This window comes from Pseudacidovorax sp. 1753 (genome assembly GCF_040544975.1).
Classification (GTDB): domain Bacteria; phylum Pseudomonadota; class Gammaproteobacteria; order Burkholderiales; family Burkholderiaceae_C; genus Xenophilus.
In genome coordinates this window covers 73,362-85,409 of the sequence record NZ_JBEPKY010000027.1, presented here as the reverse complement: position 1 = coordinate 85,409, position 12,048 = coordinate 73,362, and the positions used below count along the sequence as shown (strand labels likewise).

General features: G+C 70.8%; 9 protein-coding genes. 8 read left to right on the top strand and 1 reads right to left on the bottom strand.

All coding sequences use genetic code 11. The features are described 5' to 3' along the window. The first annotated feature begins 680 nt into the window (after positions 1-680). The 5 genes from ABIC63_RS26385 (at position 681) to ABIC63_RS26365 (ending at position 7,694) form a co-directional block, all read left to right on the top strand. The gene (locus ABIC63_RS26385; protein WP_354321940.1) at positions 681-2,582 is read left to right on the top strand and encodes an ATP-binding cassette domain-containing protein; all 1,902 of its coding nucleotides are present in this window, start codon (positions 681-683) and stop codon (positions 2,580-2,582) included. 171 nt (positions 2,583-2,753) lie between these two features. Then, positions 2,754-4,514, top strand: a complete 1,761-nt coding sequence (locus ABIC63_RS26380) for a phospholipase D-like domain-containing protein (protein WP_502935915.1) — start codon at positions 2,754-2,756, stop codon at positions 4,512-4,514. A 169-nt stretch (positions 4,515-4,683) separates the two neighbouring features. After that, positions 4,684-5,940, top strand: coding sequence for a serine hydrolase (locus ABIC63_RS26375; RefSeq protein ID WP_354321938.1), 1,257 nt, complete (start codon positions 4,684-4,686; stop codon positions 5,938-5,940). Next, entirely contained in the window at positions 5,870-6,922 is a 1,053-nt protein-coding gene (locus ABIC63_RS26370) for a serine hydrolase (protein WP_354321937.1), read from the top strand. Before ABIC63_RS26375 ends, ABIC63_RS26370 begins: the two co-directional genes overlap by 71 nt. Positions 6,923-6,977: 55 nt before the next feature. Beyond that, positions 6,978-7,694: an MgtC/SapB family protein gene (locus tag ABIC63_RS26365; protein WP_354321936.1), complete on the top strand. Its 717-nt coding sequence runs from the start codon at positions 6,978-6,980 to the stop codon at positions 7,692-7,694. Here ABIC63_RS26365 and ABIC63_RS26360 read toward each other — a convergent pair whose 3' ends face one another. After that, entirely contained in the window at positions 7,695-9,128 is a 1,434-nt protein-coding gene (locus ABIC63_RS26360; RefSeq protein ID WP_354321935.1) for an aminotransferase-like domain-containing protein, read from the bottom strand. A gap of 92 nt (positions 9,129-9,220) precedes the next feature. On the opposite strand from ABIC63_RS26360, the gene ABIC63_RS26355 reads away from it, so the two are divergent. From ABIC63_RS26355 to ABIC63_RS26345, 3 genes are all read left to right on the top strand, one after another. Further along, on the top strand, positions 9,221-9,820 hold the full coding sequence (locus ABIC63_RS26355) for a LysE family translocator (RefSeq protein WP_294376108.1): 600 nt from the start codon (positions 9,221-9,223) through the stop codon (positions 9,818-9,820). Then, positions 9,817-10,749 carry a DMT family transporter gene (locus tag ABIC63_RS26350; RefSeq protein WP_354321934.1) on the top strand — a complete coding sequence of 311 codons (933 nt, stop codon included), beginning with the start codon at positions 9,817-9,819 and terminating at the stop codon, positions 10,747-10,749. Before ABIC63_RS26355 ends, ABIC63_RS26350 begins: the two co-directional genes overlap by 4 nt. Positions 10,750-10,815: 66 nt before the next feature. Next, positions 10,816-12,030 carry an aminotransferase-like domain-containing protein gene (locus tag ABIC63_RS26345; RefSeq protein WP_354321933.1) on the top strand — a complete coding sequence of 405 codons (1,215 nt, stop codon included), beginning with the start codon at positions 10,816-10,818 and terminating at the stop codon, positions 12,028-12,030. Positions 12,031-12,048: the final 18 nt, after the last annotated feature.

Below are 12,048 nucleotides of genomic sequence, written 5' to 3'. Positions count from 1 at the left end.
TTTACTCAGAAGCCGCCGCCACTCTCTCAAACCCCTCACCAGCCAAACTCAGCAACCAAAGGCTGCGTATCAGTCAGCGAGCCCGCCAGTATACGGCGCTGGCTGACAAAAATGCAAGCCCCGTCTGACAAGAAATCGCATCTCACCTCGGATTCCCGGTGCGTGGCTGATGGCTTCAGCTTCGCCCCGGAGCTTGGAGGCTCTTTCTGGATAGTCTTAGTTGGCGGAGGGGTGGGGCAGCCGAGCCAGTGACCCACACTCGCAGCGCTCGGCATCCTGCGCGTATGCCCGCGCCACGCAGCTGACGCGGCGCTGCGCGCCGGCCGTGCGTACGTGAGCAGGGGGATGAACAGCCTCTTTTCGGGCCCGTTCTTCGTCAGAGTGCGTCGCCTGCTCCCGCGTGGCGCCGCCGTGCAGGGCAAGTGAAAAACACATGGTGCCCCAGTCTCGTGGGCGTGCTGCCCGCTGTCGCCACTAGCTGCCGCTGCGCCATCCTGCGTAACGCGCAAAGTGGGCGGCCTACTGGGTACCTGTATGGAGAGAATCACGAGGGATGGATAAAGCGCCTCCGGCAGCTCAAAGGTGAGCGGGCTCTGCATTCAGTCCACTCCGTGCGCCCGAGACACCTTCTGCCCCGGCCACCGGGCACCGCTACGGCACGCTTCGATAATCTGCGCCCAATGGCACTTATCACCTTACTGGACGCACAGCTGGCCTTCGGCCATGTGCCGCTTCTCGACCACGCCGATTTCTCGCTGCAGGCCCAGGAGCGCGTCGGCCTGATCGGCCGCAACGGCGCGGGCAAGTCGTCCCTGCTCAAGATCCTCGGTGGTCTGGAGAAGACCGACGACGGCACGATGCAGGTGCAGCAGGGGCTGCGCGTGGCATATGTGGCCCAGGAGCCAGTGCTCGACGCAGGGCACAGCGTGTTCGATTCCGTCAGCGATGGACTCGCAGAGATCGTCGCACTGCGCGCCCGCTACCTGGCTGGCGGCGAGGGCGATGACCTGGACGCGCTGCAGTCACAGATCGAGGCGCAGGCGGGCTGGAACTGGGAGCAGCGCGTCGACGAGACCCTGCACCGCCTGAACCTCGCGCCGGACGCGCGCATCGGCGCGCTCTCCGGCGGCATGCGCAAGCGCGTCGCCCTGGCCCAGGCCCTGGTGGCGGCGCCCGATGTGCTGCTGCTCGACGAGCCGACCAACCACCTGGACCTCGAAGCCATCGAGTGGCTCGAACAGCTGCTGCTCGCCTTCAAGGGCAGCGTGGTCACCATCACCCACGACCGCGCCTTCCTCGACGCAGTGGCCACGCGCATCGTCGAGCTGGACCGCGGCCAGTTGCGCAGCTACCCAGGCAACTTCGCGCGCTACCAGGTACAGAAGGAAGAGCAGCTCGCCCAGGAAGCCGTGATCAACGCCAAGGCCGACAAGCTTCTTGCGCAGGAAGAGGTGTGGATCCGCAAAGGCGTCGAAGCCCGCCGCACGCGCAGCCAGAGCCGCATCGGCCGACTGGAGACGCTGCGCAGCCGCCGTGCCAGTCGGCGCGAGGCGCTGGGGCGCGTCAAGATGGATGTGGCCAGCGGCCTGCCCAGCGGCAAGATCGTGGCCGAGCTCACCGAGGTGACCAAGCGCTACGGCGAGCGCACCGTGGTGCGCGACTTCTCCGCCACCATCCTGCGCGGCGACAAGGTCGGGCTCATCGGCCCCAACGGCGCCGGCAAGACCACGCTGCTCAAGCTGATCCTGGGCGAGATCGCGCCCGACGCGGGCCGCCTGCGCCAGGGCGCCAATCTGGAGGTCGCCTATTTCGACCAGATGCGCGACGCACTGGACCTGGACGCGACGCTGGAGGACTTCATCAGCCCCGGCAGCGAATGGATCGAGATCGGCAAGCAGCGCAAGCACGTCAAGAGCTACCTGTCGGACTTTCTCTTCTCCCCGGCCCGCTCGCAGTCCCCCGTGCGCTCGCTGAGCGGCGGCGAGCGCAATCGGTTGCTCCTGGCGCGCCTGTTCGCGCGGCCCGCCAACGTGCTCGTGCTGGACGAGCCGACCAACGACCTGGACATCGACACCCTCGAACTGCTCGAAGAGCTGCTGCAGGACTATGAAGGCACCGTCTTTCTGGTGAGCCATGACCGCGCCTTCCTGGACAACGTGGTGACGAGCACCATCGCCGCGGAGGGCGATGGCCGCTGGCGTGAGTACGAAGGTGGCGTGCAGGATTGGCTGATCCAGTCGCGGCGCGCGCGCGAAATCGCGGCCGCATCGGCCGCCACGACAACGTCGAGCTCCCCCGCGGCGGCGCCAGCCACGGCAACGCCGCCTGTCGCCGACGCCACCACTGCCGCCCCGCGCCGCAAGCTCAGCTACAAGGAGCAGCGCGAACTCGACGCGCTGCCCGCGCGCATTGCGGCCCTGGAAGCCGAGCAGAAGACGGTGCAGACCGAACTCGAACGCGGCGGCGGCGCCATCTACGGCACCGACCCCGGCCGGGGCGCCCAGTTGGCGCAACGCTTCGCGCAGATCGAGGAAGAACTGCTGGAAGCGCTGGAGCGCTGGGAAGTGCTCGAGGCCCGCTGAGCGCCGGAGGCCGCGCCCAGGGCGCCAGAAGCGGCGAGAGCACGTCCCGCCACGTTGCGCAAAGCGCCTCAGAAAAAGGCGCCTTCCGTCGCGCGAAGCGCCCCCTTGTCCGACACGGCGACGCACCACCCCGGGCTATACCGCGGGCACCATGCCTGCCAGCCCCGTGCAATGCCACCTTCATTGACCCTCCGTCGCCGGACATTGCGCCGCGGCGCCGGTGCCGCCCTGCTCGCTGCGGCCGCCCTGCTGGGCGCCACCGTGGGGGGCTGCACCAGCCTGCCGGAGAACGTGAACCGGCCCGTGTCGCAGGCCCTGCCACCGGCGACGGACGGCCCGCTCGCCGCGTTCATCCAGCAGAACGGGTCGGACAAGCCGGCCGCCTCTGTCGCCGCGCCGCGCACCACCTCCGGCTTCATGCTCATCGACGGCCCGCAGGCCGCCTATTCCAGCCGGCTCGCCCTCGCCGAGCAGGCCCAGCGCAGTCTGGACCTGCAGTACTACGCGATCCACGCCGACGCCAGCACCGGTCGCCTGATGCGTGCCGTGCAGGACGCCGCCCGGCGCGGCGTGCGGGTGCGCATCCTGATCGACGACTTCCACAGCGCCGGCCGCAATGCGCTGGTGCTGGGCCTGGCCGACACGCCCAATGTGCAGATCCGGCTGTTCAACCCGCTCGCCGGCGCACGCGCCTCGTCCATCGGCCGCGTCGTCGTCTCCTTGGGCGACATAGGCCGCATCCAGCAGCGCATGCACAACAAGCTCTTCATCGCGGACAACACGCTGGGCATCACCGGCGGGCGCAACCTGGGCGATGCCTACTTCGGCCTGGGCGGCGACGCCGGCAACTTCGTCGACCTGGACGTGCTGGCCGCCGGCCCCATCGTGCAGCAGATGTCCAAGAGCTTCGACCAGTACTGGAACGACGAGCGCGCCTATCCCGTCGAGTCGCTGGTGGACCGCAAGGAGATGGACCGCATCCGCGAGAAGGCCGCCGAAAGCGGGCGCTCGGGCGCCAGCGGGGGCGCGCAAGGTGCGCCCTCCCCGCCCGACGGAGAGCCGCGCCCGGATGCGCAAAGCGCTGCCGCCTTCGGCGACAGCAAGGCTGCCCAGCGCCCAGGCTGGGACGAACAGCCCATGGACCTGAAGACAGTGAAGTTCACGTGGGCGCCCGCGCTGCTGCTGGTCGACCGGCCCGGCAAGATCCCTGCCGACGAGCAGGCCAAGGAAGGCCCCGCGCCGGCCAAGCCCGACGCGCCGCACGGCGAGATGCCGGCAGGCGAGACGGTGGTCGAGGGCGTGCTGCCCCTGATCGCCCAGGCCAGGCAGGACCTGGTCATCGTCTCGCCCTACTTCGTGCCGGGCAAGGAGATCCGCAACGCCTTCGCCAAGGCCCGCGAGCGGGGCGTGCGCATCCGCGTGCTGACCAACTCGCTGGCGTCCAACGATGCGCCGGTGGCCCATGTGGGCTATGCGCGCCACCGCACCGACCTGCTGGACATGGGCGTGGAGCTCTACGAGATGCGCGCCGACCAGGCCGGCCTGCGCCAGGCGCTGGGCACGGGCAGCGGCGTGACGGGCGGCATGGGCGAATCCAAGGCCATGCTGCATTCCAAGTTCATCGTGCGCGACGGCCGACTGCTGGCCATCGGCTCGATGAACCTCGACCTGCGATCGCAGAAGCAGAACACCGAGATCGCGCTGGTGATACGCAGCCCCGAGCTGTCCGCCGAGGCCGCGTCCATCGTCGAGAAGAGCCTCAAGGAAGGCGCCTGGAAGGTGGAACGCGATCCGTCGGCCGGCGGCGCACTCGTCTGGCGGGCGCCGGCCGGCAGCGGCCTGCAGGATGCCCACACGGAGCCCGACACCAGCGCAAGCCTGCGCGCCTTGCTGTGGCTGATCGGCCCCCTCGCGCCCGACTCGATGTTGTGACCTGTCGCCAATGCCCGCGCCCGTCCAGTCGGCGCGGCGGGCCAGGCCCCCCTTTCCGGCGCGGGTCGACCAGCTCGCTCGCCACGCAGACCACCCTTGCCAACGCATTTCGGCTTCCGACTTCCGCCACCGACTTCCCACCGCAACCTTCGCGCAACCCGACGACCCGATGCGCCCTTCCGTCCTCCATCGCCTGTGCCGCCTCATGCGCCTGCCCGGTGCTCCGGCCTTTTTGCTTTCGCTGTGTGCAGCCGCGACCGCCCAGGTGCAGCCGCTCGCGCCGGCGCCCGTCACCGTGCCCGGCACGCCGTCCCACGTGACGCCGGTGCCGTCGGTCGTGCCGGCACTGCCTCCGACGTCGAGCACGGGCGCGGACTGGCGGGCCCGCATGGCCAGCGCCATGCAGCAACTGGACGGAGGGCCACAGACCGGCATCGGCGTGTACGTGCTGGACCTGGGCAGCGGCCAGTCCTTCGGCCACCGGGCGGACGAGCGCTGGTACCTGGCCTCCATGGTCAAGGTGCCGGTGGCCATCGCCGTGCTGCAGGCGGTCGAGCGCGGCGAGATCTCGCTGGACACCACCGTCACCTTCCGCGCCGGAGACCGCGTGGACGGCGCGGGCGCCACGCTGCGCCAGCCGCTGGGCAGCGCGCTCAGCGTGCGCTGGCTCATGGGCCAGATGATCATCTACAGCGACAACACGGCCACCGACATGCTGATCGACCTGGTCGGCCTGCAGTCCGTGAACGGCGTGGCGCAGACGCTGGCGCCGCGTGGCATTGCACGCATCACGCCGCTGGCCGAGGTGCGGCGCCAGGTCTATGGCCAGCTCACGCCCGCGGCCAGCCACCTGTCGGGCAACGACCTGCTGACCCTGCACCGCGCCGGCAGCGACGCGGCGCGGCGCCGCCAGCTCGCCGAACTGCTGGCCCTGTCCCCCGGTCAGCTCAAGGCCGGCTCCCTCGATGCCGCCTACGACGCGTACTACGCCGAGGGCCTCAACAGCGGCCGGCTGGATGCCTATGCCCAGATCCTCGTCGCCCTGACCGAAGGCCGTGCCCTGGGCGCAGAAGCCACGCAGACGCTGCTCAAGCTGATGGAAGACGTCGCCACCGGCCCGCAGCGACTGCGCGCCGGGCTGCCGCCACAGGCGCGCTTCGCCCACAAGACCGGCACCCAGCGCCGCCGCATCTGCGATGCCGGCCTGGTGCGCATGCCCGGCACCGAGGCGCGACACCCGGTGGTGCTGGTGGCCTGCGTGCGCGACGCACCCAGCCTCGGCCGTGCCGAACACCTGCTGGCCCAGACTGCCTCCGCCCTGTGCCGATCCGGATTGCTCACGCAAGGAACCCCCGATGCGCCCACCTGCCCTGCTTTCATGCCTGACGATCGCCACGGCGCTGCTGCTGCCGGCCTGGCGCGCTGAGGCCGCCGAAGACGGCGCCTGGCAGCAGCGCCTGGCCAAGCGCATCGCGCGCATCGACCAGCAGACCCCCGGGCGCCTGGGCGTGTATGTCAAGCGCCTGTCGGACGGCAGCGAGGTGAACCATGGTGCCGACCAGCGCTGGTACCTGGCTTCCATGGCCAAGGTGCCGGTCGCACTGGCCGTGCTGCGTCAGGTGCAGGACGGCCGCCGCTCGCTGGACGACGAACTGGCGCTGGAAGACGGCGACCGCATCGACGTGGGCAACATCGTCTGGAACGAGACCGGCACCCGCTACAGCCTGCGCACGCTGATCGAACGCATGCTGCTGGAAAGCGACAACACGGCCGCCAACATGCTGATCCGCACCGTGACCGTGCAGACGCTCAACGACGGCACGCGCCAGGCCATGGGCACGCCCAACGTCACGCTGACCACCTTCGCGCAGGTGCGGCGCGACGTGTATGCCGAGGTGCACCCGAAGGCGCGCGACCTGGACAACCGCACGCTGGTGCGCATCGCCTCGGCCCGCAACGGGCCAGCGCGTGTGGAGGCCATCCGCCGCGCCGTCGACGTGAAGCGCACCGACCTCGCCACCACCGGCATGGACGAGGCCTACGAGCGCTACTACCGCCGCGACCTGAACACCACCACGCTGATCGCCTATGGCGCCATGCTGGAGCGGCTGGTGCGCGGCCAGGTGCTGCCCGAGGGGCCGCCGCGGGCGCTGCTCTACAAGGCGATGAAGCACGACATCTACACCGGCTACCGGCTGCAGGCCGGCCTGCCGCGCGACCATGCCTTCATCCACAAGACCGGCACCCAGCACCGCCGGGCCTGCCATGCCGGCGTGCTCGACCCGGACGACCTGCAGAAGGCGCTGGTGATCGTGGCCTGCACGGCCGACCTGGACGAGCAGAAGCAGGCCGGGTCGGTGCTGGAATCGGTGGGGCGGGCGATCCGGCAGGTGGCGCTCGGCGGCTGAGCGCCGCCGTCACAGGGATGGTGGATGATGCGCGCCCACGCGCCGCGTCCTCCCCATGCAAGCCCTCCAGAACTTCAACCTTCCTTCGCTGCTCGACACGCTCGTGAGCATCGGCTCGGCCTTTCTGCTCGGCGGCATGATCGGGCTGGAGCGGCAGATCCGCCAGCGCACGGCCGGACTGCGCACCAACACGCTGGTGGCCGTCGGCGCGGCGGTGTTCGTGGACATGGCCAACCGGCTGCATGGCAGCGATGGCGCGGTGCATGTGGTCGCCTACGTGGTCTCGGGCATCGGCTTCCTGGGCGCGGGCGCGATCATGAAGGAAGGCGCCAACATCAGCGGGCTCAACACGGCGGCCACGCTGTGGGGCTCGGCGGCAGTAGGCGCCTGCGCCGGTGCCGATCTGCTGGGCGAAGCCATCGTCGCAGCCCTGTTCGTGCTGGCCAGCAACACGCTGCTGCGGCCGGTGGTCAACCGCATCAACCGTCAGCCGGTGGTGGAGGAGATCACCGAGGCCGCGTATTCGGTCTACGTGATCTGCGCACGGCCGGTTCAGGCGCAGATGCGCGAGGAACTGGTCGAGCGCCTGGCCGCCGCCAGCTACCCGGTGCGCGAAATCGATCAGCATCCCTTCGGCCAGGGCGATGCGGAGATCGAGGCGGTGCTGTATGCGACGGCGGTGGAGGCCGAGGCGCTCGACCGGGTCACGCAAGCCCTGTCGGCCCTCCCGGGCGTCCAGCAGGCCTTCTGGAGCGCAAGCGCCGAGGACTGACTAGCGCATCGCGTCGCGCGTACGGCCGAAGGCCTTCCAGAAGCTGGCGTCCTGCGCGGTGGCGAAGTTGATGCGCATCAGCGTGGTGGGCTGGCGCCGCGCATGGAACAGCGAGCCCGGCGCCAGCAGGTAACCCTGGTCCAGCATGCGCTGGGTGAGCGTGTCGGTATCCACGCCCGTGTCCAGCCAGCCGAAGAGGCCCGCCGGCTCCGAAGCCAGCGTGCAGCCGTGGGCCAGCGCCAGCTTGACGGCGCGGCCGCGGGCGCCGTCCAGGCGCAGGCGGATGCGCTCCACATGGCGGCGCAGCTGGCCCTGGTCGATGCACCAGGCCAGCGCCCGCTCGAACAGGGCCGGCGTGGTCAGCGTGGCCAGCAGCTTGGTCTCCAGCAGCCGCTCCACCAGCGGCGGCGCGGCCGCCAGGAAGCCGATGCGCCAGTTGGGCGCCAGCACCTTGGCGAAGCCGCTCACATAGATCACGCGCTGCAGGCCGTCGAGCACGGCCAGCCGGGTCGCATGCTCGGGCGCGAGGTGGCCGTAGGTGTCGTCCTCGACGATGTGGAAGTCGTGCTGCGCCGCCAGCTGGAGCACGCGGTGGGCACTGCCGGGCGACAGGCAATGGCCGGTGGGGTTGTGCAGCACGCTGACGCTGACGAAGAGCTTGGGCGCATGGGCTTCGCAGTAGCGCTGCATGACGGCCAGGTCGGGCCCGTCGGCACGGCGCGGCACGGGCAGCACGCGCATGCCCAGGGCCTCCAGCCGGGCGAATTCGACCGCCCAGCCGGGCTCCTCGACCATCACCGGATCGCCGGCGCGCAGCAGGGTGCGGCTGACGATGTCCAGCGCATGGGTGGCGCCCACGGTGCTGACGATCTGCGCCGGCGTCACCGGCAGCTGCAGGCCGGCCAGCTTCTGCGCCAGGCTGGCGCGCAGCGTGGCGTCGCCGGCCGGATCGCCGTACTGCAGCGAGAACTCGCGCAACGCCGCGGGGCCCGTCACCCGGCGCACGGCGGCGGGCATGAAGCTGCTGTCCAGCCAGTCGGGCGGCAGAACGCCCATGCCGGGCTGCGGCTTGTCGCTCTGACGGTGGAACATGCCGCGGATCAGGGTGCTGGCGTCGGCCGGGGCGGCAGGCGCTGCAGCCAGCACGGTGGCGACGGGCGCGACGGGCACCGCGCGGGCCCCAGGCTCGGCGCGGTCGGCCGCCTCGGCCTGCCGCACGAAGAAGCCGCGTTGGCGGCGGGCCTCCACCAGTCCCTGCGCCAGCAGCTGGTCGTAGGCGGCAACCACGGTGTGCGGGCTCACGCTGTGCTGGCGGGCACATTCGCGCACCGACGGCAGCCGCGCGCCGGGCGCCAGCAGGCGGTTGCGGATGCGCTCGGCAAACAGCGCGGCCAACTGCTCGGTGAGGGTCTGGCTGTGGGTGCGAGTGAGCATGTGTGCTGGTGCGCCCACCAATACAGATGGGCCTGATTGTTCGCAAAACTGTATTGCTTCTGTACTGGCGCCAAAGTGTAGAGTGGCCCTCCATGACCTGGCAAGAATTCACCGCGCTGCTGGTGCTGGCCTCGGCGATGAGCTTCTCGCCGGGCCCCAACACCACGCTCTCGACCACGCTGGCCGCCAATGGCGGCCTGCCGCGGGCCATGCGCTTCGTCTGCGCGGTGCCGGTGGGCTGGAGCCTCTTGCTGTTGCTGACGGCGGCCGGCCTGGGTGCGCTGGTGACCGCCGCGCCCGCGGTGCGCGTGGCTGTCAAGGCCGCGGGCATTGCCTACCTGCTGTGGATGGCCTGGCGCCTGTGGGGCGCAGACCGGATGGCGCAGGCCTCGGCCGCGCAATTGCAGGTGGGTTTCTGGCAGGGCGTGGGCCTGCAGTTCGTCAACATCAAGGCCTGGCTGCTGGCCCTGGCCATCGTGGCGGGCTGGGTGAGCGGGCAGGCGCAGCCGATGGTGCGCACGGGCATCGTGACGGGCGTGATGATCCTCTTCGCGCTCGCGAGCAACCTGGCCTATGCGGCTGCCGGCGCGCTGCTGCGCGGCTGGCTGGCGCAGGGTCGGCGACTGCTGATGTTCAACCGCGCGATGGCGCTGCTGCTCGTGCTGACGGCGGCGTGGATGGTGAAGGCATGAGCACGAGCACGCACGCCCGCGACCAGCGCCTGGGCCTGTGGCTCGGCATCCTGGGCGTGGCCGTGTTCGGCATCACGCTGCCGGCCACCCGCCTGGCCACGGGCACGGCCGAGGCGCCGCAGCTCTCGCCCTGGTTCGTGACCCTGGGCCGCGCGGCGCTGGCGGGGCTGCTGTCGGCGGCCTTCCTGCTCGCCACCCGCTCGCCGCTGCCGCAGCGCCGGCATTGGCGCCCGCTGGCCTTGGCCACGCTGGGCAATGCCCTGGGCTATCCGCTGCTGCTGGCGCTGGCCCTGCGCACGGTCACGGCCGGGCATGCGGCGGTGGTCACGGCCCTGCTGCCGCTGGTGACGGCCGTGATCGCCGCGCTGGTGCTGCGCCAGCGGGCGCACTGGGGCTTCTGGCTGTGCGCGGTGGCCGGCAGCGCGCTGGTGATCGTCTTCTCGCTGCTGCGCGCCTCACCGCAGGGCGGCTTCGGCCTGGACCCGGCCGACCTGCTGCTCGTGGGCGGCGTGGTGGCCGCCTCGGCCGGCTACATCTATGGCGCGCAGGTCACGCCCGCCCTGGGTGCGGAACGCGTGATCTGCTGGGTCTGCGTGCTGGCGCTGCCGGTGACGCTGCCCGCCACCTTCGTGCTGTGGCCCACCGCGCCGGTGGCGCCGGTCGCCTGGGGCGGCCTGGTGTACCTGGGCGTGTTCTCGATGTGGGCGGGCTTCTTCGCCTGGTACCGTGGCCTCGCGCTGGGTGGCGCGCTGCGCGTGAGCCAGGCGCAGTTGCTGCAGCCCTTCTTTTCCATCCTGGCGGCGGTGCCCATCCTGGGCGAGCGCATCGACGCCATGACGCTGGGCTTCGCCCTCGCCGTGGTGGCGACGGTGCTGCTCGGCAAGAAGCTCGCCCAGCCGCCCGCCGCCGCGCGAGCGATCGCCGACTGACCCTCTTGCAAAACCCTGCCGGGTCCACCGAGGCCCGGCCCAATAACGACCGACAAGGAGCCCACCATGACCCACTGGAAACTCGCCGCCCGCGCCGAGAAGATGAACCCCTCCGCCATCCGCGAGATCCTCAAGGTGACGGAGCGGCCCAACGTGATCAGCCTGGCCGGCGGCCTGCCCTCGCCCAAGACCTTTCCGGTCACGGAATTCGCTGCCGCCTGCGCCGAGGTGCTGGCCACCGACGGCCAGGGCGCCCTGCAGTACGCGGCCAGCGAGGGCTACGCGCCGCTGCGCCAGGCCGTGGCCGACATGCTGCCCTGGGACGTGGATGCCGACCAGGTGCTGATCACCACCGGTTCGCAGCAGGGCCTGGACCTGATCGCCAAGGTGCTGATCGACCCCGGCAGCAAGGTGCTGGTGGAGACGCCCACCTATCTCGGCGCGCTGCAGGCCTTCAGCCCCATGGAGCCCCAGGCCGTGAGCGTGGCCAGCGATGCCGAAGGCGTGTTGCCCGAGGACCTGAGCGGGAAGGCCGCGGACGCACGCTTCATCTACCTGCTGCCCAACTTCCAGAACCCCACCGGCCGCACCATGAGCGAGGCGCGCCGCGCTGCCGTCTCGGCCGCCGCCCAGGCCGCGGGCCTGCCCATCGTCGAGGACAACCCCTACGGCGAGCTGTGGTTCGACGAAGCGCCGCCGCTGCCGCTCACGGCGCGCAACCCCGAGGGCTGCATCTATCTGGGCTCCTTCTCCAAGGTGCTGGCGCCGGGCCTGCGGCTGGGCTTCCTGGTGGCCCCCAAGGCGCTGTACCCCAAGCTGCTGCAGGCCAAGCAGGCAGTGGACCTGCACACACCCATCTTCACGCAGCGCATGGTGAGCACGGTGATGCAGGGCGGCTTCCTGGAGCGGCATGTGCCGAAGATCCGCGCGCTCTACAAGGCCCAGCGCGACGCCATGGTGGGCGCCCTGCAGCGCGAGATGAAGGGCCTGGACGTCGAGTTCAACGTGCCCAAGGGCGGCATGTTCCTGTGGCTGCGCATGCCCGAGGGCATCGACGCGACGGCGCTGCTGGCCCAGGCCGTGGAGCGCAACGTGGCCTTCGTGCCCGGCTCGCCCTTCTATGCCGGCGAGCCCGATCCGCGCACGCTGCGCCTGTCCTTCGTGACCGCCACCGAGCAGCAGATCGCCACCGCCATCGCCGCCCTGGCCGAGACGGTGCGCGAGGCGCTGGCCCACCGCGCCGCGGCGCAGGTGCAGCAGCAGCTGGCCGCCGCCCACTGACGCCGTCGCCGAGGCCCG